Raw genomic sequence first — 21,630 nt, 5'->3', positions numbered from 1 at the left:
CCGCTCTTTTTAGGGCGGATTTTTTTATGGCGAGCTTCTTGCCCGCCACTCTGTGATCTGTCGCAAGCGACGTTTTTTTACGGCTGTTTGTCTAAATCAGCGATGAGCTTCATCAGTCATTTATCCAGTCACTTTCCAGCCGGTTGATATCCGAATGCGCTTATCGGCATTGATCAAATTTATGCTGCATCGGTCTGCCATAAGATTTTATCTTGACGTTAAGATTCTTTATGTGAAGATAATGTTCATCAAGTCGTAGTGATTTACTCAAGCTATTGAGGTTATACATGGCAGTGACATCAACGGCCCGCACGCGGGCTTTTCTGTTCTTCACAATTATCCTGTTGGGGCTGAATTTACGTCCTGTTCTGGCTGGGATTGGCCCATTGCTGAATCAGATTCAGGCTGCAACGGGCCTGGATGACAGCATGGCGGGAATGTTAACTACGCTCCCGGTGTTCGCTATGGGGTGGTGCGCGTTATATGGCGGTCAGTTGCAGGCGCGTCTTGGTGAATATCGGGGAATCACGCTGGGCATTGTGGTCATTGCCTTGGCGTGCAGCGCCCGCTGGTGGCTGAATAGCGGCATTGCGCTGCTGGTTAGCGCCGCGCTTGCCGGAATCGGGATTGCCTTGATTCAGGCGCTGGTGCCGTCGTTTATCAAGCTCCATTTTGGTCGCCACAGCAGTCTCCTCATGGGTTTTTATACCACGGCGATTATGACCGGTGCGGCGTTTGCGGCGTCATCGGTTTCTCCGCTGGCAAATGTGTGGGGCTGGCAAAGTGCGCTGGCCTGCTGGGGGATTGTGGCACTAGTGGCTGCGGTGGCCTGGCGGTGTATCCCTAAAGCGTATACCGTGAAGCAGGATGCGGTGGCTGTTGTAGCAACGCGCCGAAGCGGGATGGACTGGCTGCTGATGGTGTTCTTCGGTATTGGTACGGGTGCGTATACGCTGGTGCTGGCATGGCTGCCGCCGTATTACATTCAACTGGGGTTAGATGCGACGCAAAGCGGCCTGATGTTGGGCGGATTAACGCTGACGGAAGTAATTTCCGGCCTGTTGGTATCAACGTTCATCAACCGTTTTCCCGATCGACGCAAGCTGTTGCTTCCGATCCTGACCGTGATGCTGGTGGGAATGATTGGGTTGATTGTGGCACCGCTGACGTTTACGTATCCCATCATTATCATGCTGGGTGTTGGCATTGGTGCGCTGTTCCCGCTGTCGCTGATTGTGGCGTTGGATCAGGTGACCGAATCACATAAAACCGGTTCACTGATGGGCTTTGTGCAGGGCGGTGGCTACATCCTCGCCAGCCTGATGCCTTTGCTGGCCGGTTTCATTCGTCAGCATACGGCGGGTCTGGAACAGGCCTGGATGATCATGACTGTTGGCGTGGTCGTGTTGATTCTCATGGCGACCCGTTTTGCTCCGGTGAAGAGCCCGGGTCGCTAAGCGGTTTGTTGTGTTGTCAGCGAGCGGAAACCCGCTCGCTATCATCAGTTTGTTGGTGGGCGATAGCGCCATAGCCAGCGTCCACTCATCAGGCGGCGGTAATAGAAGAACCCGCGTACAATCCAGTCAAAGAACATCCCCATCCACACGCCGATCACGCCAAAACCGAGCATCACGCCGAGGATATATCCCGCGATGACCCGACATCCCCACATGCCTGCCATTGCTACCCACATGGTGTAGCTGGCGTCTTTCGCGCCTTTTAGACCAGCAGGAAGCACCCAGGACGCCGCCCAGATCGGCATAAATAGTGCGTTGAGCCACAGGAGATGTTTTGCCACTTCGATAACTTCCGGCTCATTGGTGTAAAACGATGCCAAAAAGCTGGCACTTGGCACCGACAGGACGGCAAGTACGCACAGACCGATATTGGACAGCCAGAAGATGTGCTTTAACTGGCGGGTGGACTGCATGATTTGGCCTTTCCCCAGCCGTGTACCAACGATAATGGTGGCGGCCGCACCGAGTGAATTACCGGGAAGGTTGATCAGCGTTGAGATGGAGAAAGCAATAAAGTTTCCGGCAATGACCTCGGTTCCCATATCTGCCACAAAACGCTGGGTGATCAGCTTGCCGATGTTAAACATAACGGATTCAATGCTGGCGGGAATACCGATACTGAGCACTTCATAAAGGATCGACAGGGTAAAAGGCGCAAAGTAAGACTTGAAGGGAATGCGCAGCGCACCGTTAAAACCGTGGATTAGCGTCAGAATCACGAATACCGCGCCGATATAGCGCGAAATAGTAATACCAATGCCCGCGCCAACAAAGCCAAGGCCATCCCAGGAAAATGCACCGTAAATCAGTAGGCTACTGATGCCAATATTGAGAATATTCATCCCAATGTTGATGACCATAGGCAACTTGGTATTACCCGCGCCCCGCAACGCACCACAGCCTACCAGCGCGATGGCGACGGCAGGATATCCCCACACCGTCCAGCGAAGGAACGTGAGGGCAAGTGCTTTAACCTGTACGTCGGCCTGTCCTGCGATCAGATCGATAATCGCTGAGCCGGCGAATTCAACCAGAGCGACCAACAGAAACGATGACAGAACCAGTAATGACATTGACTGACGAGCGGCCGACCGTGCCTGCTTTCTGTTACGTTGTCCCAGGCTGAACGCGACAACAACGGCGGTACCTAATGCGACGGCGGTAAAGAACGCGATGATAACCATATTGAAGCTATCAGCCAGACCGACGGCTGCCATGGCCTCTTTCCCTAGCCAACTGACCAGGAAGGTGCTGAAAACCCCCATCAACACGACGCAAAGGCCTTCAATAAAGATGGGAAAGGCGAGCGGTGAGATTTCTCTCCAGAAGAGAACGCGGTTGGAGTAACGCTTTTTATACCAGTCGGTATCTTTTAATTTTTTCATGAAACGATCTTGGCGGTATCTCAAGTTTCCCAGTCGGCACGGTAAACAGAGCCACAAGGTGGCTCGCAAATAGCATTATTTTTGCACAGTACTTATGCATACAGTGACTTATCCATACCGTGACTGATCCATTTTGTACGATCGCGGCAGCATGGTTGTTTTTTAAAATAGCGTTTCTGTTTACAGAGTATCAGCCGCTAAATCGATGTCCAGTCTGGATTGCTTTCTCCGCGCGGAAAGTTGTTGCACGTGCCCATTATTTAATTTAGATTTTACTTAATTAGATTTAACTAAACTAATGGTGACACGCAAACAATCAGCGATATCACCTTCCTTGCTGACTGAATACCACGTTGAACGATGCATGATGACGGGGTTCAGCGGCTCAAAAAGAGGATTACGATCATGCCAACGCCACTTGCTATCTCCCCCGCTCAGGCTCGTAAATTGTTAGATGAAGGGGCGGTGCTCATTGATATTCGCCAGCCGGAAGAATATGCCCGCGAGCATATCGCACAGGCAAGGTTGCACCCGCTGAATTCCTCTGCTGGGTATGTCCTTCCTGATGATGAGAAAGAAGGACAGGTTGTGATTTTCCATTGTTTGTCTGGCATGCGCTCGGAGCAGAATGCTGACTTGCTGGTGCAGGCGGTTTCACCCGCAACGGTATTTCTTCTGGAAGGGGGAATGACCGCATGGAAAAAGGCAGGATTTCCAACGGAAGTGAATCGTAAGCAGCCGATTGAACTCATGCGGCAGGTTCAAATCGTCGCTGGCGCCCTGATTCTGGGTGGTGTATTACTGGGTTACAGTGTAAACAGCGCTTTCTTCCTGCTTTCTGGTTTTGTAGGAGCAGGGCTGCTGTTTGCAGGGATCACGGGTTTTTGTGGCATGGCAAGACTGTTGATGAAAATGCCGTGGAACCGTGGCGCCAAACGCTGATGTGCCGGGATGGCTTGCCGGAAGAGTAAGTGGAGTGTTAACCGATAACGTTAAAGAATAGGGGCAGTAATATGGATATGAAAAACATTCCGTTTGGTACGACTGACTGGTCGCAAATAGAGCCCACCGAGCACCGGGGCGACACGGGGATCGCCTACTGGCGAACACAGCGTTTTGATAATATTCGGGTTCGCATTGTTGAGTACACGCCAGGCTATCTGGCCGATCACTGGTGCTCTAAAGGGCATATTTTGCTGTGCCTTGAAGGTGAACTTCATACGGAATTAGATGATGGCCGTGTTTTTGTCCTAAAACCGGGAATGAGCTACCAGGTTGCGGATAACGCGGAAGCCCATCGCTCCTACACAGAGACGGGCGCGAAGCCGTTTGTTGTGGATTGATGCTAGGGGCTAATCCAGAGTATGGGGATTAGCCCTTGATTAGTTAACTCATCCTATCTGGGATCGCGTTCGTCGAAGCTAGGAAAAAATCTGTGTAGCAATGCTCAATCCGTTGATAGAGACGAAAGAAATTCGCCTCTAAGCCTGTTGCCGACATTGGCATATAGCCATACACTTAGTATGTCTAATGGTACCGAGTTTATTATCTACATGAATCAGGAGTGCATGATCGTGTCTATCAGAATTGAACTTGCAGAATCTATGGAAGTGCTGAGTCTTCGGGTCGTCGGTCCTTATTACGAAAAAATACCGCAGGGATTTGATGAAATATTATCGTGGGCAAGGGAGCATCATCTCTCTATCGATAAATCTTTGGCGTTCTACTGGGATGATCCCAGCAAAGTAGAACCGGATGAATTACGGGCGGATGTGGCGATTACGTGCAAAGAGATGCCGTCAACGCTGCCGGAAGGGACAGAAATACGCAGGAAAATCATTCCCGGTGGGCTTTATGCCGTAACGCACACCATTGTGGAAAAGGGCGACTTTGCGAAAGCCTGGGATGACTTTTATAAAGCCATTCATGCGCAGGGATATCGTCCAGCAGGCGATATATGTTATGAAAGTTATTTATGCGACGGAAGCAACGGTAACTGGGAAATTGAAATATGGCAGTCTGTTGAAAAAGTGAATTAAGTCCGTTTATTGAGATTGGTTTAAAAATAAAAATATCGGAGCAGCCTGCATCGTTACTGATAATACGCCGTGAAAGATTACATTGTGGTATATCTTGGCATGGTGAGGGTATTTATCATTATCACAGGCACTCAATGAATGCCTGTTGTAATGCATCACTTAGTCACTGAGTTATCGATAGTCTTAATAGCTGTCCCATTCTGTTGTTTGATGATGTTTAACTGAACCCCGTCAGATTTTCGTGTAGCTAAAACATTAATATCCTTTTCATCATCGCAATTGAAATCACCTTGCAACGATAGCGCGATGGCTTTCAGCGAATCATCGGTAGAGAAGGGAATATACGAGACCGTATTGTCTTTACTGATAATTTTGACACCTACCGCACCAGTAATGTCGTTCTGATACAGGTTATAGACTTTTCCGTTACGAGAATCGGTATCAATAAATACTTCCGTGCCCAACGCTTTTACACTCGTCAAAACAATCGCGTCAAGGTCGGCACCCGGTGAATCGGCATATTTCGACAGACTGGTGTCGACGATTTTCAGGTAGGTAAATGAATCAGACTCGGAATCAATCACATCAACATCATACCCGATTACAGAACCACGATTGGTTGTCGTCTGAGCGGATGCAGGATTAATGGCTTGAAACACGGGGGTGGCCTTGATCCATTCACTGCCGTCATTGGATACGTAGGCATCCCACGATTCATAGGTTCCTGCTTCATAGACATAAAAATCCGCATCGGCAGTACCGCTCTTTTTAATCGCGTATGGGGAAAAGCGAACCACAACGCTACCTGCTGCACCGAGAGAAAGTATATTTTCATTCGTGCTGTAACGGTTAGGTTCGCCAAGTATTCTTTCGGGCACTTTATAACTTGAAGATACATTAGGGCCTGGCGTATAGCTTACGATTTCCGTGGCAAAACCCACTGCGGTACCTGGAATATCAGGATAGCCTTTATAGGTTTCTGAAAAGGCTGACGCTGATAATAGGCACATTAATGCAATTGCATATTTTTTCATTTCACTTCCTCTTAATATAAAAATCCCCACGATTATGGGGAACGCATTGATTCCATTTTACGTATGCCGGCACGTTAATAATTAGCCCATGACAGTATCGACGGACATTGTGCTAGCACGTAAATAACACGTGTCATCGCACCGACAATAGGTAGTACCTAATAGCATTGACGACCGATTCACGTTGGGTAATGATCTCGCAAATCCTCGGTGCTTCATTTAAATCTGTTTTAGTACTTATGCGAGGTGGATTTTCTGATAAGTGAACCTGTTATAGAGATGAAAGGTCAGCGCAAGCCGCGCAATTGCAATGATATTCTCAATCTGCTTTGCATAGTGTTGTATTATTGATTTTGCTATCTGGGATATTTATTGCCAGAAGAAAACGGATATTTTTGATGATGGCTAGTAGATACTATTTTTTATTATTTTTGCGCTAAATATCTGTGCGTATGAAAGACGTGCAGAATCTGGAGCATATTATCTTTCACTTATTTGGGAGCAGAAAAGAGCGTGTACGCGCTGTGGCTTTATCCTGCGGCTCACGCTGAGTGGCCGTTTTATCATTCCGTCGAGTGGACATGGCACCTATGCAATCTGCCTCACTGACTGATGTGTTGGATAGTCAGAAAAAGTGCAACATATTGGTACACAACAAAGTGGTGTAAACCTATGGTCGCCCCTCTGCCAACGCAACGCTGATGTTTATGCAACTTATGTGGAAGTATTTAAAAATAAGAAATCATGAGATTGTTAAGGTTATAACCTTGTTCTATCTTAAGAATATGTACCTTGTCCCAAGGAATAAACCGCATGCTTAAGCATCGCACTATCAAAACCGCACTTGCGGCGGTTATCTCTTTCACTATCCTTGCCGCACCGGTTTATGCAAACCCGGGTAATGGCAATGGCCACGGTAATAGTGGTGTTCATGGCAACAAAGGCCATGGTGCTGGGAAATGGAATGAAGACAATGGAAACCGCAAGAACTACGGTAAGCCGAGCCATGTCGATTCCGATATTAGCTTTTCTCAGGCCCGTGCTCTGGCTGTTAATTATGGCCTGCTTGGATATCAGGCTCTCCCTCCGGGTATCGCTAAAAATGTAGCACGTGGCAAACCATTGCCTCCGGGCATTGCCAAGAAAACGTTGCCTGCATCAATGATTAACAACTTACCCTATTACCCTGGCTATGAATGGCGAGCTGTGGGTAAGGATTTGGTGCTCGTTGCTTTAAGCACCGCTATTGTGACTGCGGTCATCAACGGTGTTTTCGATTAATACACTCCTACCATTATGGTGTAGGGTTTGCTTTTGCCTGGCGACGTACCAATACCATCATTTTCCGGGGGGGCTACCATAGAATCCTATCAGGCAACATAAACTCACGCCACTCGACTGTCCCCCAAAGAAAGAGGTCTGTGCATCAACTCGCCGACACGTTCGGCAAAGAGCAGGTTTCTCGTAGCAATTGCAACGGCGTGAATCGTCCATTATCACCAGTCAACGGAAAGAATGCCTGACGGCAGCGCCCTCCATGTTTCACCGTATTGGTATTACCAATGGGATCGCCTGCACCGATACGTTTCCCACCCCGATCGGACGATATTGATTGTTGGCTCTTTTTTTGTCGTCTTTTATATCTGCGTGACGGTTAGTTGGTGGATGTATGTTCGTTAAAATTCAGGAAAACGAGTTGTTCACCATTTTGATGGTAAACGCCTGTGCGTATGAAAAACGCGCAGAATCTGGATCATATTATCTTTCACACGGTAGGGGATGATGTAGGGATAGTGCGTTAACACCAGTTCACGCGTTCCAGGTACACGGCCAGGTCTTCCCATTGCTGGCTGTTGCGGTAGTAATTCCGTTAACCTTTGAACTTCATCTACGAACTGGCTGGCAGCTTGTGGATTGTCTTGCGCGATATAGAGGTACTCGGCTTCCAAATTGGCCGCAGCTTTACGCAGCCATTTAATTTCCATGTCTTACCGTACCTAACTTTTTAAACAGATTGTTCATCTCATCTGATGAGACAAAATCGCCCGCATCGGCTTCTTTAATAGCTTGCTCGATCTCTGCTATCTGCCAGGCTTCCCGCGCAAGATAATCTTCAATGGCTTGTCCAGCCAGAAAAGAGCGGGTACGTCCCGTGGCTTTAGCCAGCGCATCAAGTTGCGCGGTTGTTTCATCATTTAAGCGAACGGACATGACACCCATACTGCCACCTCACTACATTGTGTGTTTTGTATACATTGTAGTGAGGTGAGAAGAGAGAGGCAAGTGGCTACTTAATGGTATTTGGGAGATCAAGTCATATGTTGAAGTAGGTTTGTTATCGCCAGTTAAGAGCCGAAGTAAACGTACCAGATTTTGAAGAATAATAATTGTGTCAAAAATAGATTAATTATCAATAGCTCTGTATGTTATAGGTGATGAACAGTTCTAATGAGAGAGTTACCTTAGATTGCGTTCAATAACACTTTTTTAGTAATACATATCATTGATCTTTTATTTGTTAACTTCGTTCTGTAATCTTTCCCATAGAGGTTTTAATTGTTTCCTTATTGATTTCGAATTCATTATACGAGATGCTCTATACCCGTAAGTTAAAAAATTTCGTTTACCTACGTGTGCATAACGGGCATAAATTTTTTCTTTAAAGAGATCTTTCTTAGCTAACCCCTTATATTTTCTAATTTTATTTTTTCGTTTCATTGTCGCTTTTGCAAGGCGTACACCTCGTTTCATTCTGTCAGAATAACGTGATAGAGATGATGACCTGAGGAAAATATTTTCCCCATCGAATATAAACCCTAAGTATTGCAGAGGTTTATCACATTTTATTTTAGATGGGGTAACTGAAAACTCTCTGATCTCTGTTTTCTTGATGTTAAGAGATACCTTAAGCTTAATTAATCTTTTTTCTGCTTCGCCAGCTACATTGTTTTTTTCATGTGTAGGAACAATGAAAAGCATATCGTCACAATATCGAAAATATTCACCCCCTAAAGATGAAACGTATTCATTCATTTCAATATCGAAATTAAGCATATATATATTTGATAGAAGAGCACTAATTGGTGAGCCTTGCGGTATTCCATAGCTAGCCTTATTAGGTATTATCAAATTAGCTTTCCTGACTTTATCCCTGAAATCTACAAAAGAACAAATTTGCTTCTTTGTTTTCTTAGTGTGCTTAGCATTGTTTTTCGGGATTGACATTAAATCATATACTTTTTCTTTATCCACTTTTGAATATTTTGTTATCGCTTTGAAAACGGCATAATGATCTTCTGGTAACTTATCTGTAGCAAGTAATCTGCACCAAGAATCTTTCAGAAAAGAATGATCAAGAGTATCGAAAAACTTCGATAAATCTAAAGCAACGACACTACAGTCACCTCTCTTTTTTATTTCTTGAAAAGCCTCATAGGCGAATTCAATATTACTTTTATTTAATGCTCTAAATGCCAATACATTTTTAGTAATTTTATGCGTCCGCAGTTCGTTCTCATAGAGTTCATCAAGAGTTGCAGCATAGTAAGAGTAGATATGACTATCTATATGCGATGAATAAGCTATAGGCCTTTCTTTAAGCGTTTTATTTATAGCATTAGTGCCTTTGTCTTTTTGTATTTTGTAAGTAGTAGATGTGAATGTAATAAACGGAAGAAACGAATGAGTTGCAATCGTTTTAGGGTTCGTGACTATGTCTAATGCATGTTCAAGGGAAATGGGTTTATCGAAATGAAGATAGCCACGTTTCCTAAACCAAGGATGTTCATGGGATTCCATTTTATGAATTCTCAATATTTGTGAAACCGGGGCAATTTCGAACTGCGGTCATTCAGAAAAATATTGCCCCGGCTTAACAAAGTGGTCTTTATCCAACCTTCTCATACACATAGAACTACAAGTAGCCCAGATAGTGCATTTCACCGCAAATGTTAGAAACACTGTATAATGTAATCAGTATTATGGAGACCGTTATGAGCATCGTCCACTTGTTGGTCATACTCTGGTCGGTTTGCAGCGAAGTTAGCTGTCCGAGAGTTGACAAACTGTACATCACCCCTAAGCCTTCACCTAGGGCAAGAAATTTATAACATTCCCTGCTACCCAGTTACAAGCAGAACTTCTGCCCCTTTTATTAATACACTGTGTTGTTAGTAATTTCCGTTTTTCACACGGTCTGTGCATCAAGCTTGGTCGAGAGCAATGGGCATAAAGAAACATCCATCAAAATCTAATATTAGTAATGTTTTACTCGGTCATAGATGAATCCCCCCAATTTACCATTTCAGGCTATTTTCCGATTCAACCACTCGCCGCGCCGACTTCGCAAAAAACCATAGCATTTCGATACATGCGTACCGACCAAAAAATTGATTTTAAATTGAATAAAATGAGGTGTGGCGCTGGTTGTAGCGCGGTACGCAGTTCGCACAGCAATGCGCACAATTGCGTACCATATTGCGCATTTTTCCGTAACGGCGCTGTGTCGTTTTGCGTACTTTTTGCTGGTAATGGTTTAACCCATCATGATTTTTGTGTGCGCAAATTCTTATAGATAAGCAAAAGTGGGTAGGTTCGGTAGGTTCAGTCGGTTCATGTAGTCAACTGATTGATAGATAAGATGATTATTTTCAGAATTGAACCGACCTATGGGTAGGTTCACGCGGTGTGTAAGTCGGTTCACCAAGCCAGCCAGAAAAAGGGGGTTTGGTTAGGTCGGTTCAAAAGGGCTAAAGTCGGTTCAGGGTCGGTTCACTATTCAAATAAAAATAACGATAAATCAAAGTATTAAAATAATGAACCGACTGAACCTACCGAACCGACCTTATTTTACCTTACGCGTGATTTACTCTTCCTCGTCGTCGAGCGTCATGAGCACCACAAAGCGCGGCTGCTTGCCGTCAATGCGCAGTGATTTACGTGTAATGCCTTTGGCGGGTTTATCCAGCATTCCGGCATCGGCCAGCACCTGCGCAAACGCGGCGGCATTCGCACCTGTGGCAATTTCGTTATTGAATACGGCAGGGAAGGTGTGAAATACCAGTGTATCGGCTCCCGGCTTTTTCACCCTATATCCTGCCAGATCCTTGATGGGTAAATCGCGTGGATCAGGGTTGGGGTGAGGTAAATAACGGCTGTAGCCAAACTGGTGCAAAAATGCGTCGGCCTGTTCTACCCAGGCTTTGGCTTCACGGTTGTCCATGCCAAATTCATTTACCCAGGCATAGAAACTGTGTTGTAGCGCATCGTGGCATTCCTGCGTTGTCCAGCCGGTAAAAGAGGCAGAGAGTAATAAAGTGGCTTCCAATACGGCAAAACGTGACGCCACGCGCCGCACTTGTTCGCTGGCATCATCGGGTAAGAGTGACAACCAGCGCCGCAACCACATAAGGAAGGGGGGGAACCAAATGCTGCCGCTGTCCGCCTTCACCCTGCCAGTAAAGCTCCTGTCCATTCAGCCAGGCAACTCAAAAACTGTCACTTATTACAGTTCTACGGGTTCCTTCCGTCTGTGGTTTTACCATCATTTTACCATTGTTTTACCATCGGCAAATTGAAGACGAAAAAAAACCAACCGTAAGAGGTTGGTTTTTCTGGGATTATTTGGTCGGCACGAGAGGATTTGAACCTCCGACCCCCGACACCCCATGACGGTGCGCTACCAGGCTGCGCTACGTGCCGATGCTATGGGCATTCATACTACCTTTTCCTGACCTTATTGCAATAGCCGGATGGAACGACTGCTTTAGATTTAGGCAGTTAGTTGGCGATAAAGCGTCTTTCGTTCGTTAGTACCTGCAAGAGTAGGGCAAGCTGCGGTTTTTCATCATTCAACCGATTTCCCGCCATGTCGTAAGCCCGGTAGTTGCCGTTGCTTTCCAATACGATGAGCTGATCCTGCGTTGTGATGAGCAGGGTGCCACCGTTGCCGTTAATCAACCACGGGTAGCGTCGCTGGGCTGAGAACAGGTCTTCACCCTGCGAATAATCATCCGTGCTGTTTTTAACGTGGAGCAGGCGCTGCATTAGCGTGGTCATGACGTCTTTGTTATCCGTCATTTTCGTAATAGTCTGCGCAGGCGTGTTCGGCCAGTGAACAATGAGCGGCGTTTGCCACTGAGTTCGGGCAAAACGTGCCGCGTTGCTGGCATTAGCATTCTGGTTTTGTGCCGTTGTCACGATGACGACGGTGTTATTCAGAATGTTTTTTTCCTGCAGGGTATGAATGATTTGCCCAATCTGGCGATCGACGTCCTGAATATTCATGCGGCCGTTAGGCCCAGCGTCTTTGCCATCTGCGGTTTTCGGTGCGCTGCTCAGTTCAACGTAAGAGAACCAGGGGGCTGGATTATTATCGCGGCTGAGCCATTCCTGCCATTGCGTGATGATGGCATCGCCGCTTTGCTGCTGGGGTGCAGGTAAGGAGAAATCAGAAAGCAGCGCCTGACGATAAAGCGGGCTGTTGAAGCCGTTCGCCGAAAATAGTCCGAACTGATAACCCTGCTGGCTTAACGCGGTGATCAAGGCAGAAGGTTTGCGCGCGCTCAGGATGCCGTCCATATAGGTCGTCGAGAGGCCGTAAAACAGGTTAAACAAGGCGGCGTCTGGCTGAGATCCTGAATCGTAATGATCGCTAAAGCGCACGTTTTCTGCGGCGAAGCGCGACAGGTTTGGCATCCGGTTTTGTATAGCGTCGGGCTGCGTATCGTCGATCATCACCATCAGCAGGTTGTAGCCGCTGCCGCTATCGCGGAAGGTGATGTCACTGAGCGGATACTCCACCGTCATGGCTTCAGGATTACCCTGCTGCGTCAGGCGACGCTGATATTCCTGTGCATCCAGCAGGCCATGTTTTTCCAGAAAACGACGTGCCGTCATCGGATAAGACAGCGGCAGGTTGGCACGCTGCATGGTAATTGGGCGATAGAAATTCGCATCGGCCCAAATGTACATCAGATGCGATGCGAAGAACGCCGAGATGAAAACGCCCGCCAGCGGTTTGCCAAAATGGCGGCGATTCAGGCTGCGGAGTTTTTGCCAGCACCAGGTGCCGAACAGCATTTCCGCCATGAAAATCAATGGAATGCCGATAAACATCCACTGCCAGTCGCGGGCAATCTCACCCTGTCCGGGGTTGACGACGAGTTCCCAAACGGTGCTGTTGAGGTGCAGGTGAAAGCGTGTAAAGACCTCAACATCCACTAACAGTATCGTCAGCCCAGCCGTTGCCAGCGCCGCAGACAGGAACCGCAACAGGCGCTGCGACATCACAATAAACGTGAGCGGGAAGATGACCAGCAGATAAGCAGCAAAGACGATAAAGCTAAAATGACCAAGCCAGCTAACCAGCGCGTAAAGTCGACCGAACAGGGATGTCGGCCAATCGGCAACAAACAGGTAGCGGCTACCCAGCCCCAAAGTGAGCAAAATGTTGAATAAGGCGAACCAGTGTCCCCAACTGATCATCTGGGAGACTTTTTCGCGGTAGCGCTGACGGTTGGTTACCATACGTTGGTCAAAACTTAGTGAGCTTTATCGGCTTTTTTAATCGAAGCCTGCAGGGCTTCAGCGAAAGAACGCGCCAGAACCTGACGTTGTGCAGGCGCGATGCTGGTGTTAATCAGGTTTGTCACCATGTTACCGAGCACCATCAAAGCAAGATCGGTTGGGGCGTGGTGCTTTTCCAGAACATTGACCATCTCAGAAAGCAGTTGTTCAACGTGTTCGTCACTATAACGGGATGATTGTGGCATAAAATGGCGTATCTCAAGCTGGTAAAGTCGCTTATCTTACCGTATAGGCTTATGCTTTTCTGCACTTTTATCATTAACGTATTTTTATCACTGGCGTGCTTTTATCAATAAGTAGTGTAGACGCTTAGCGCGCGTACAGATGTAAAGGGCCCGCTTTAATGTGTTGCGGGCCGTTCGTATCAGTGTTTGAATACGCGCCTTGCCAAAAGGAGAGTTTATCATGAGTCTGGATATCGCCCAGATTGCCCTGCATCAGCTAATTAAACGTGACGAACAAACGCTGGAAATGGTGTTGCGTGATTCCCTGCTGTCGACCAATGCGGCAGTAGAAGAGATGATGGCTGAACTGCATCGCGTCTACAGCGCCAAGAGTAAGGCCTATGGGCTGTTTAATGAGCAAAGCGAGCTGGCGGATGCGCTGCGAGCTTGCCGCAAAGGGGATGAGGATTTTCTGAGTTTCTCGCGCGCCGCGACAGGGCGTCTGCGTGATGAGCTGGCGAAGTACCCGTTTGCCGAAGGCGGTATCGTGTTGTTCTGCCAGTACCGTTATCTGGCGGTCGAGTATTTACTGATATCCGTGCTCAATAGCTGCAACAGCATGCGAGTTAATGAACAGCTGGATATCAGCACCACGCACTATCTGGATATCAACCATGCCGATATCGTTGCGCGTATCGATTTGACGGAATGGGAGACCAATCCAGAATCGACACGTTATCTGACGTTCCTTAAAGGCCGCGTTGGGCGCAAAGTATCTGACTTCTTTATGGATTTTCTGGCCGCGTCAGAAGGGCTGGACACCAAAGCACAAAACCGTGGCTTGCTGAAAGCCGTTGATGAGTATTGTGAAGAAGCCCAGTTAGATAAAAACGAGCGCCAGAATTATCGCCAGCAGGTGTATAGCTACTGTAATGAGCAGTTGCAGTCCGGTGAGGAAATCGAGCTGGCGTCGCTGTCGCAGGAACTGCCACCGCTGGGCGAGAAAACCTTTCAGCAGTTTTCAACCGAGCAGGGTTATGAGCTGGAAGAGAGCTTCCCTGCCGATCGTGGAACACTGCGCCAGTTGACCAAATTTGCGGGCAGCGGCGGTGGTATCAGCCTGAATTTTGATGCGCTATTGCTCGGAGAGCGAATTTTCTGGGATCCGGCGACGGATACATTGACGATTAAAGGCACGCCACCGAACCTGCGCGATCAGTTACAGCGTCGGACAAGCAGCGGTAAGTCGTAGACATCGCACCAGAATACGCTGCCCTTTTTCTTATTTTATGAAAAGGGCAGCGGCTGATAGCGCGCTGAAACGATAGAGATTAGAAGTATTTAAGCCAGCGGATGTCTCTGCGGCGGGCTTTTAAGCGGGCAAACGCGCGAACTGGCGAAAATAACACGACCATCAGCACCAGAGTGCACACCCACAATTGCCAGACGGCGGAAAAGCCGAACCATTCTCCCTGATTTTTCCCCCAGATCGCGACAGCGGTTAAATACATACCTTTTAAAACATACAGATGCAGTAGGTAGAAAAACATCGGTGCGGCACCGAAGCTCGCCAGTATAACTAGCCAGCGCCGTTGCTGCTGGCGTTCAAACACGGCAAGCAGGCAAAGCCCGATGCTAAGCGTCAGGCAGAGGAACAGCAGCGATGGCGGGTATTTCGTGATGTTGAAATAACTCATGAGCGTTTGCGTGATGACATCACCCTGCTGCCAGGGTTTTTCGCCATACAGATTGATGCTACGCAGAACGAAGAACAGCGCTAGCGTGATCCCAGCCAGCGTGAGCAGGACTTTCTGGCGCTGAAGCGGAAATACCTCTTTTCGATATAGTGCCCCAGCGACGTAGCCAAGTGAAATGACGCCAATCCATGGCAATACCGGGTATGAAGTGCGCATACGGAATGTGTTGCCGATGTCTATCCAACCGCGATCGTGCAAAATCGCCCAGGGAATAGACCAGATGGAACCTGCGGAAGCCTGCAGAGAATCCAGCAGGTTATGTCCGCCCACGATAACGATGCCCAGTATGAAAACCAGCCCCGCAGGGAGCCAGATCAACGCGCTGAGGGCAAGCATACTCATACCGATGGCCCAGATAACCTGTAAATAGATGACCTGCGGCGGGAATTGGAACGTCCACGCGAAGTTGACTAGCGTGAGCTCAAGAAGAATAAGAATTAAGCCGCGCTGGAACAGGAAGAGGGCGGTTTGTCGGCGATCTTGCACTTTCTGATGATAAAGCGCGGCAGAAAGCCCGGTTAAAAAGACAAATACGGGAGCACACAGGTGCGCCAGCGTGCGGTTGATGAATAGCATGGGATCGGTACTGGTTACATCAATCGGATCGGCGAGTTGCAGGTGTAGATAAAAGGTTTCCCGCACATGGTCCAGTAGCATAAGTACCATAACCAGACCGCGCAGGGCATCGATAGCGATAAGTCGCTGTGAGAGATCACGAGACATGTTCACATTCCTTTGTGAATAAACAAATTTTTATAAAAAAAACGCCGCATAGCGGCGTTCTTCTTTTCCGGCGTCCCGGAAAACAACTTCAGCGCAAACTAAACGCGAACGAAGTCGATGTGAGTCAGTTTTGGCTTGTAAACGTGACGTTGTACAGCCTGAACTTTAACTTTAACTTCTTTGCCATCGATAGACAGGATAACGGTTTCACCGTAGAAGCCTTCTTTCGCTTCTTGGTTTTTTACTGAGTCGTGATCCAGTTCGATAGATACTGGTGCTTCTGAACCACCGTAAACGATGGCTGGGAATTTACCAGCTGAACGCAGGCGGCGGCTCGCACCCTTACCCTGACCTTGACGTGCTTCTGCTTTGATAGTAATCATTTTCTTCTCTACTTATATAAAGTAATCCTGCTACAGGCGACCCAGCAGCAGGTTGGGTTATTCAGCTTTTGCGAACAAAAGCGGGCTGAATTCTAGCGGAATATGGCTCCGCGGGCAAATGAATCCCAAAATTACTTAGCCGCGGATCTCGTTGGCGCGGCGAAAGCGTCCCTGATAATCAAAGAGCCTTTCGCGTATTTGCCAGAATTTTCCATGTTTACGGGCGACGACAAAATCAGGTGCGCGTAATAATAGCTGCTGTGCGATGACGTCGGCGGCATTTTGCCAGTTAAACGGGGTTCCCGGCGCGCGTTGGTGAACACGTAAGAACTGTTGCAGGAAAACGTGGCGCTGAGCGGTAGTGCGCAGGCGAAAACGTTCACTCACTTCGGCACCGTCTTCATCGTGGTAGGTGATTTTTAACCATTCACCTTTTGCATCCTGCCCCTGCTCGAAACTCATGCCGCTACAGCGTAAAACCAATGCATCTTTCAGTTTCAACGCCGCTTTCAGCATATCGTCAGGATCGACCAATACCTCGTCACACTGGTGGCAGCGCCGTGCGGCAATATCATTTTCCGCGCCGCAGTGCGGACAGACTTTAAACCGAAACCGGAAATCACACTGCTGGCGTTGGCCGCTTTCTGCCATTTCCCAGCCCTGACAGCGGCGGCCATAGTGTTCGATGATGTCGCCGTCCGGGGTCGTTTTCCCCCAGAACAGATTGGCAAAGCCACATTCGGGGCAGAAGACCTGTACCGGCTGGCTGCCAGCATGCGGCTTGCTGTTGCCGACTTCTGGCGTGTAGAGATCGTGTGGGTTGCCCGCATAATCCAGAATCAGGCAGTCCGTTTTCCCTGGATACAAACGTAAACCTCGCCCGACGATTTGCTGATACAGGCTGACGGATTCTGTTGGTCGAAGGATAGCAATAAGGTCGACATGCGGAGCGTCAAACCCGGTCGTCAGCACTGCCACATTGACCAGATACCGCAGCGATTGATGTTTAAAGGCGTCAATCAGCGCATCACGCTCGGCCGCTGGCGTATCGGCGCTAACCAGTGCAGCCTGTCCGTTTGGTAACAAGGCCGTAATTTCTTTGGCATGTTCGACGGTGGACGCAAAAATCATCACGCCGCGCCGCGTTTGCGCATAATCGATGACCTGACTGATGATGTGCGGCGTAATACGCTGCTGACGTTTGAGTTCGAGGTTCAGGTCGGCTTCGCTGAATAACCCGTTGCTGCGGGCGACGAGCTTACTGAAATCATATTGCACCACTGGCATGTCCAGCCGGTCAGGCGGCACCAGAAAGCCATGTTTGATCATATAACGCAGCGGCAGCTCATAGATGCAGTCGCGGAACAAACTGCGTTCGTCGCCACGGATCATGCCGTGATAGTGATACTGATATATCCAGCCTTTACCAAGCCGATAGGGCGTTGCCGTTAAGCCGAGCAACCGCAGCTGTGGATTGATTTTTTGCAGATGCTGGATGATTTGCTGATATTGGCTGTTATCGTCGTCGCTAATGCGGTGGCATTCATCAATGATCAGCAGAGAGAAGGCACCATCGAACTGGTCGAGATTACGCGCGACGGACTGCACGCTGCCAAAGACCACCTTTCCCTGACTCTCTCGCTGCTGTAGCCCTGCCGCGAAGATATCCGCTTCCAAATCCAAGGCGCAATATTTGGCATGGTTTTGTGCGACCAGTTCCTTAACGTGCGCGAGCACCAGCACGCGGCCACGGGCAAGCCGCGCCAGTTCGGCAATGACCAGACTTTTCCCCGCACCGGTAGGCAAAACGATGACGGCCGGTTGGGTGTGACGGCGAAAATAGTCGAGTGTGGCAGAAACAGCCTCACGCTGGTAAGGCCGTAGCGTGAATGACATAACTAGTGCTGGCAGATTTTACTGGCACTGGTGGTAAAGCCCGCATCGTGCGGGATAAATTTTCCGCGTTCAGACAGAAACTGTACCAGCATCGAGGCCGTCATATTTTCAGCGGAACAGGTATGAAAACGCGCCTCGCTGCCGAAGCGGGCTTCTATCGTGCTAATCAGCTGTTCAGTGGTAAATGACTCACCGGATGTGAGCATCATTTGCAACACTTCATGACCGTGAATAGATGACATGGGGCTGTCCTTAAAATGTAAAAAATTGCCCTTATTATGCCTGTTGATAATACCTGGCGCGAGGGATAAGCAAGAGGCGTTCAAATTCAAGGTCGGCTAAAAAGAGCAACTTATGGGCCGTGAATTGCAGGACGAGTGAACAAACCCCCGTTATACTACCCTTTCACAATTTAGGGTCTCATGATGTGAGACAGGCCGTTATTTGAGATAGGTAGTGAGCTTTAATGCGATTGGACAAATTTTTATCCCAGCAGTTGGAAATTAGTCGTTCACTGGTGGCGCGCGAGCTCCACGCACAGCGTGTTACCGTCGATGGTGAAGTGGTAAAAAGCGGTGCGTTCAAGTTATCCCCCGAGCATAACGTTGAATTTGATGGTAACCCGTTGAAACAGCAGAACGGCTCACGTTATTTCATGTTGAATAAGCCTCAGGGCTACGTCTGTTCAACGGACGATCCCGATCATCCCACCATTTTGTATTTCATGGATGTCCCGGTGGCGTACAAACTGCACGCGGCGGGGCGTCTGGATATCGATACCACCGGACTAGTGCTGTTAACTGACGACGGGCAATGGTCGCATCGCATTACTTCGCCTAAGCATCAGTGTGAAAAAACGTATCTGGTGACGTTGGAACAGCCGCTGGCCGAGGACACCGCTGCGCAATTTACGGCGGGCGTACAACTGCATAACGAGAAGAACCTTACCAAACCCGCTACGCTTGAGAAGATAACGGATTATGTCGTTCGACTGACGATTAGCGAAGGCCGCTATCATCAGGTCAAAAGGATGTTTGCGGCAGTGGGAAATCGGGTCGTTGAGCTGCATCGCGAACGTATCGGTGGCATCTATCTGGATAGCGAACTGGAACCGGGGGAATACCGGGAGTTAAGTGCTGAGGAGATCGCCAGCGTAAAATAATGCTGCATAGCATGACCTTTTTTCTAATCTGGAGTTATTAGTGCAATTACGCCGCTCTTCTCATTTCGGGCTGATCTTTATTCTCGGCCTGATTTCGATGCTAATGCCGTTAGCTATCGATATGTATTTACCTGCGTTGCCGACCATTGCTAACGAATTTGGCGTGGGGGACGGGCATGTCCAAATGACGCTCAGTACCTATGTACTGGGTTTTGCGATTGGCCAGATGTTCTACGGGCCGATGGCGGACAGCCTGGGGCGTAAGCCTGTGATTCTCGGCGGTACGCTGGTTTTTGCGTTTGCAGGCGTGGCCTGTGCGCTGGCACAAACGGTAGAGCAACTGATCTACATGCGTTTTCTGCACGGTGTCTCCGCTGCGGCGGCTGCGGTGGTGATTAATGCCCTGATGCGCGATATGTTCTCACGGGATGATTTTTCTCGCATGATGTCGTTTGTCGTATTGGTGATGACCGTCGCGCCGCTCATTGCGCCGATTGCCGGTGGCTGGCTGCTGCTGTGGTTTAGCTGGCATTCTATTTTCTGGACGATCTCTGGTGCGGCTTTTCTCGCGTCAGCGCTGATTTTCTTTTTTATCAAAGAAACCTTACCGCCCGCTAAGCGGCAGAAATTTCATCTGCGCACCACCATCGGGAATTTTGCCATCCTGTTCCGCCACAAGCGGGTGTTCAGCTATATGGTGGCAAGCGGGCTTTCGTTTTGCGGCATGTTCTCCTTCCTGAGCGCCGGGCCGTTTGTGTATATCAATCTGTATGGCGTTTCTCCTCAGAATTTTGGCTACTACTTTGCTCTGAACGTCGTCTTTCTCTTTGTGGTCACGTTGTTTAACAGCCGCAATGTGCGACGGCTGGGAGCGATGGCGATGTTCCGCACGGGGCTGGTCATTCAGTTTGTGATGGGAATATGGCTGGTGGTCGTCTGCCTGTTCGATCTCGGGTTCTTACCGCTGGTGTTTGGCGTGGCACTGTTTGTCGGCTGCATTGCGATGGTGGCGTCGAATGCGATGGCGGTGATTCTCGATGATTTCCCGCATATGGCAGGTACGGCTTCGTCGTTGGCCGGCACGTTGCGCTTCGGCCTGGGCGCGATCGTAGGCGTTATCCTATCGCTGGCTTCATTCAACAGCGCCTGGCCGATGGTGCTATCAATGGCACTTTGTTCGATTGGTGCCTTCCTGCTGTATCTGTACGCAAACCGTTCCCCCGCATCCTGATTTTCCCTTCTTCTCAAATGCAGGAAAGATGTTCCTGCATTTGAGTCTGTTCTCTCTTCCTCATTTTGCTTCTTAAGACGATACCCAGGCATAGCTTTTTGTTTTGTTAATGTAAAATATTTGACCCAAAAGTGAACGAATGGGCTAAAAAGGGTTGAGATATTAAATGGAAAAGGTTACATATAGCCGGAAAAGAAGAAAGATTCGTGATCAATTTGGCATTAATAGTCCTTGCAATCAGATCTGTTAGCCACTATCACGATATGAAAAAAGCGTGTTTGTTGTTTTTTTGTTCTCTAAAAGTGGCAAGAAATGGTCTGAACACGCTACTATGATAAATATGTTACTATTTTGTGAATTATTACCTGAGGAAAACAGTAGTGGACAGTTTCCAACTTTCGGTAGTTCATCGTTTGCCGCAAAGTTATCGCTGGTTATCGGGTTTTGCAGGTATCAATGTTGAACCGATTCCGCTGAGCGGCAGAGAAGAAGAGAATAACCTGATTGGCCTCAAGCTGTTGAGCCATGACGGCGATATTGCATGGAAAATCATGCACCAGCTGCATCAGTCTCTGTCTGAAATTCAGGTTGAATGCGCCGTTCTGGAATGGGAAGGCGAACCGTGCCTGTTTTTGCATCGCAATGATGAAAGCACAGCAATGTGCCGTCTGAAGAATGTTGGTGTCGCTATCGCTGAGTCCGTATCAGCACAATACCCCTTTTAAACCGCAGCGTCAGCAGACTGACGCTGC

At 48.5% G+C, this 21,630-nt stretch carries 20 protein-coding genes, 1 tRNA gene and 1 pseudogene; 9 read left to right on the top strand and 13 right to left on the bottom strand.

Annotation, left to right across the window (positions count from 1 at the left end; translation table 11 throughout):
- The first annotated feature begins 287 nt into the window (after positions 1–287).
- Positions 288–1,457, top strand: coding sequence for an MFS transporter (locus ACIPUG_RS04200; RefSeq protein ID WP_400337417.1), 1,170 nt, complete (start codon positions 288–290; stop codon positions 1,455–1,457).
- A 44-nt stretch (positions 1,458–1,501) separates the two neighbouring features.
- Here ACIPUG_RS04200 and ACIPUG_RS04195 read toward each other — a convergent pair whose 3' ends face one another.
- Positions 1,502–2,902: an EmmdR/YeeO family multidrug/toxin efflux MATE transporter gene (locus ACIPUG_RS04195; RefSeq protein WP_400337415.1), complete on the bottom strand. Its 1,401-nt coding sequence runs from the start codon at positions 2,900–2,902 to the stop codon at positions 1,502–1,504.
- A gap of 405 nt (positions 2,903–3,307) precedes the next feature.
- On the opposite strand from ACIPUG_RS04195, the gene ACIPUG_RS04190 reads away from it, so the two are divergent.
- The 3 genes from ACIPUG_RS04190 to ACIPUG_RS04180 all read left to right on the top strand — a co-directional run bounded on the left by ACIPUG_RS04190 (position 3,308) and on the right by ACIPUG_RS04180 (position 4,941).
- On the top strand, positions 3,308–3,844 hold the full coding sequence (locus ACIPUG_RS04190) for a rhodanese family protein (RefSeq protein WP_400337413.1): 537 nt from the start codon (positions 3,308–3,310) through the stop codon (positions 3,842–3,844).
- A 71-nt stretch (positions 3,845–3,915) separates the two neighbouring features.
- A complete protein-coding gene (locus ACIPUG_RS04185; protein ID WP_400337411.1) occupies positions 3,916–4,245 on the top strand; it encodes a DHCW motif cupin fold protein in 330 nt (109 codons plus the stop codon).
- 225 nt (positions 4,246–4,470) lie between these two features.
- On the top strand, positions 4,471–4,941 hold the full coding sequence (locus tag ACIPUG_RS04180) for a GyrI-like domain-containing protein (protein WP_400337409.1): 471 nt from the start codon (positions 4,471–4,473) through the stop codon (positions 4,939–4,941).
- 155 nt (positions 4,942–5,096) lie between these two features.
- On the opposite strand, the gene ACIPUG_RS04175 is transcribed toward ACIPUG_RS04180, so the two are convergent.
- On the bottom strand, positions 5,097–5,975 hold the full coding sequence (locus ACIPUG_RS04175; protein ID WP_400337407.1) for a cell envelope biogenesis protein OmpA: 879 nt from the start codon (positions 5,973–5,975) through the stop codon (positions 5,097–5,099).
- A gap of 813 nt (positions 5,976–6,788) precedes the next feature.
- On the opposite strand from ACIPUG_RS04175, the gene ACIPUG_RS04170 reads away from it, so the two are divergent.
- Positions 6,789–7,256, top strand: a complete 468-nt coding sequence (locus ACIPUG_RS04170) for an anti-virulence regulator CigR family protein (protein ID WP_400337405.1) — start codon at positions 6,789–6,791, stop codon at positions 7,254–7,256.
- Between the two features lie 419 nt (positions 7,257–7,675).
- Here ACIPUG_RS04170 and ACIPUG_RS04165 read toward each other — a convergent pair whose 3' ends face one another.
- From ACIPUG_RS04165 to ACIPUG_RS04135, 7 genes and pseudogenes are all read right to left on the bottom strand, one after another.
- Positions 7,676–7,960, bottom strand: coding sequence for a type II toxin-antitoxin system RelE/ParE family toxin (locus tag ACIPUG_RS04165; RefSeq protein WP_203450337.1), 285 nt, complete (start codon positions 7,958–7,960; stop codon positions 7,676–7,678).
- Positions 7,950–8,195, bottom strand: a complete 246-nt coding sequence (locus ACIPUG_RS04160; protein WP_039302781.1) for a CopG family ribbon-helix-helix protein — start codon at positions 8,193–8,195, stop codon at positions 7,950–7,952. The genes ACIPUG_RS04165 and ACIPUG_RS04160 overlap by 11 nt, the downstream gene beginning before the upstream one ends.
- 291 nt (positions 8,196–8,486) lie before the next feature.
- Positions 8,487–9,773, bottom strand: coding sequence for an antiviral reverse transcriptase Drt2 (gene drt2 / locus ACIPUG_RS04155; protein WP_182099562.1), 1,287 nt, complete (start codon positions 9,771–9,773; stop codon positions 8,487–8,489).
- Between the two features lie 1,066 nt (positions 9,774–10,839).
- A pseudogene (locus ACIPUG_RS04150) lies at positions 10,840–11,373 on the bottom strand (DNA primase); the annotation flags it as partial.
- A 225-nt stretch (positions 11,374–11,598) separates the two neighbouring features.
- Positions 11,599–11,675, bottom strand: a tRNA-Pro gene (locus tag ACIPUG_RS04145).
- 78 nt (positions 11,676–11,753) lie between these two features.
- Positions 11,754–13,502 (bottom strand): LPS biosynthesis-modulating metalloenzyme YejM, encoded by a 1,749-nt coding sequence (gene yejM, locus ACIPUG_RS04140; protein WP_039468869.1) that lies wholly within the window; start codon positions 13,500–13,502, stop codon positions 11,754–11,756.
- 14 nt (positions 13,503–13,516) lie between these two features.
- Entirely contained in the window at positions 13,517–13,747 is a 231-nt protein-coding gene (locus ACIPUG_RS04135; protein ID WP_005967239.1) for a YejL family protein, read from the bottom strand.
- Positions 13,748–13,967: 220 nt separating this feature from the next.
- Between ACIPUG_RS04135 and yejK the strand changes: the two genes are divergently transcribed.
- Positions 13,968–14,978, top strand: a complete 1,011-nt coding sequence (yejK, locus tag ACIPUG_RS04130; RefSeq protein ID WP_039275459.1) for a nucleoid-associated protein YejK — start codon at positions 13,968–13,970, stop codon at positions 14,976–14,978.
- Between the two features lie 79 nt (positions 14,979–15,057).
- On the opposite strand, the gene ACIPUG_RS04125 is transcribed toward yejK, so the two are convergent.
- From ACIPUG_RS04125 to ACIPUG_RS04110, 4 genes are all read right to left on the bottom strand, one after another.
- A complete protein-coding gene (locus ACIPUG_RS04125) occupies positions 15,058–16,206 on the bottom strand; it encodes a DUF1624 domain-containing protein (protein WP_400337402.1) in 1,149 nt (382 codons plus the stop codon).
- Positions 16,207–16,304: 98 nt separating this feature from the next.
- Positions 16,305–16,589 (bottom strand): 50S ribosomal protein L25, encoded by a 285-nt coding sequence (rplY, locus tag ACIPUG_RS04120; protein ID WP_014915006.1) that lies wholly within the window; start codon positions 16,587–16,589, stop codon positions 16,305–16,307.
- 135 nt (positions 16,590–16,724) lie between these two features.
- Positions 16,725–18,485: a DEAD/DEAH box helicase gene (locus tag ACIPUG_RS04115; protein WP_400337400.1), complete on the bottom strand. Its 1,761-nt coding sequence runs from the start codon at positions 18,483–18,485 to the stop codon at positions 16,725–16,727.
- Positions 18,486–18,487: 2 nt separating this feature from the next.
- Positions 18,488–18,727: a YecH family metal-binding protein gene (locus ACIPUG_RS04110; RefSeq protein ID WP_014915008.1), complete on the bottom strand. Its 240-nt coding sequence runs from the start codon at positions 18,725–18,727 to the stop codon at positions 18,488–18,490.
- Between the two features lie 224 nt (positions 18,728–18,951).
- On the opposite strand from ACIPUG_RS04110, the gene rsuA reads away from it, so the two are divergent.
- From rsuA to ACIPUG_RS04095, 3 genes are all read left to right on the top strand, one after another.
- Positions 18,952–19,647, top strand: coding sequence for a 16S rRNA pseudouridine(516) synthase RsuA (rsuA, locus tag ACIPUG_RS04105; protein WP_400337398.1), 696 nt, complete (start codon positions 18,952–18,954; stop codon positions 19,645–19,647).
- A 40-nt stretch (positions 19,648–19,687) separates the two neighbouring features.
- Complete coding sequence (locus ACIPUG_RS04100) at positions 19,688–20,878, top strand: Bcr/CflA family multidrug efflux MFS transporter (RefSeq protein ID WP_400337396.1); 1,191 nt, start codon at positions 19,688–19,690, stop codon at positions 20,876–20,878.
- Positions 20,879–21,258: 380 nt separating this feature from the next.
- Positions 21,259–21,603 (top strand): YejG family protein, encoded by a 345-nt coding sequence (locus ACIPUG_RS04095; protein ID WP_010294807.1) that lies wholly within the window; start codon positions 21,259–21,261, stop codon positions 21,601–21,603.
- Positions 21,604–21,630 lie beyond the last annotated feature (27 nt).

Source organism: Pectobacterium sp. CHL-2024 (assembly GCF_044751765.1).
In the GTDB taxonomy this organism is placed as follows: Bacteria; Pseudomonadota; Gammaproteobacteria; order Enterobacterales; family Enterobacteriaceae; genus Pectobacterium; species Pectobacterium brasiliense.
This window is presented reverse-complemented; position numbering and strand designations above follow the sequence as displayed.

What these genes read in the sequence shown, in the direction of transcription:
- ACIPUG_RS04200 (WP_400337417.1), top strand. Translation starts at nt 288, where the DNA reads ATGGCAGTGACATCAACGGCCCGCACGCGGGCTTTTCTGTTCTTCACA.
- ACIPUG_RS04195 (WP_400337415.1), bottom strand. Translation starts at nt 2,902, where the DNA reads ATGAAAAAATTAAAAGATACCGACTGGTATAAAAAGCGTTACTCCAAC.
- ACIPUG_RS04190 (WP_400337413.1), top strand. Translation starts at nt 3,308, where the DNA reads ATGCCAACGCCACTTGCTATCTCCCCCGCTCAGGCTCGTAAATTGTTA.
- ACIPUG_RS04185 (WP_400337411.1), top strand. Translation starts at nt 3,916, where the DNA reads ATGGATATGAAAAACATTCCGTTTGGTACGACTGACTGGTCGCAAATA.
- ACIPUG_RS04180 (WP_400337409.1), top strand. Translation starts at nt 4,471, where the DNA reads ATGATCGTGTCTATCAGAATTGAACTTGCAGAATCTATGGAAGTGCTG.
- ACIPUG_RS04175 (WP_400337407.1), bottom strand. Translation starts at nt 5,975, where the DNA reads ATGAAAAAATATGCAATTGCATTAATGTGCCTATTATCAGCGTCAGCC.
- ACIPUG_RS04170 (WP_400337405.1), top strand. Translation starts at nt 6,789, where the DNA reads ATGCTTAAGCATCGCACTATCAAAACCGCACTTGCGGCGGTTATCTCT.
- ACIPUG_RS04165 (WP_203450337.1), bottom strand. Translation starts at nt 7,960, where the DNA reads ATGGAAATTAAATGGCTGCGTAAAGCTGCGGCCAATTTGGAAGCCGAG.
- ACIPUG_RS04160 (WP_039302781.1), bottom strand. Translation starts at nt 8,195, where the DNA reads ATGGGTGTCATGTCCGTTCGCTTAAATGATGAAACAACCGCGCAACTT.
- drt2 (WP_182099562.1), bottom strand. Translation starts at nt 9,773, where the DNA reads ATGGAATCCCATGAACATCCTTGGTTTAGGAAACGTGGCTATCTTCAT.
- yejM (WP_039468869.1), bottom strand. Translation starts at nt 13,502, where the DNA reads ATGGTAACCAACCGTCAGCGCTACCGCGAAAAAGTCTCCCAGATGATC.
- ACIPUG_RS04135 (WP_005967239.1), bottom strand. Translation starts at nt 13,747, where the DNA reads ATGCCACAATCATCCCGTTATAGTGACGAACACGTTGAACAACTGCTT.
- yejK (WP_039275459.1), top strand. Translation starts at nt 13,968, where the DNA reads ATGAGTCTGGATATCGCCCAGATTGCCCTGCATCAGCTAATTAAACGT.
- ACIPUG_RS04125 (WP_400337402.1), bottom strand. Translation starts at nt 16,206, where the DNA reads ATGTCTCGTGATCTCTCACAGCGACTTATCGCTATCGATGCCCTGCGC.
- rplY (WP_014915006.1), bottom strand. Translation starts at nt 16,589, where the DNA reads ATGATTACTATCAAAGCAGAAGCACGTCAAGGTCAGGGTAAGGGTGCG.
- ACIPUG_RS04115 (WP_400337400.1), bottom strand. Translation starts at nt 18,485, where the DNA reads ATGTCATTCACGCTACGGCCTTACCAGCGTGAGGCTGTTTCTGCCACA.
- ACIPUG_RS04110 (WP_014915008.1), bottom strand. Translation starts at nt 18,727, where the DNA reads ATGTCATCTATTCACGGTCATGAAGTGTTGCAAATGATGCTCACATCC.
- rsuA (WP_400337398.1), top strand. Translation starts at nt 18,952, where the DNA reads ATGCGATTGGACAAATTTTTATCCCAGCAGTTGGAAATTAGTCGTTCA.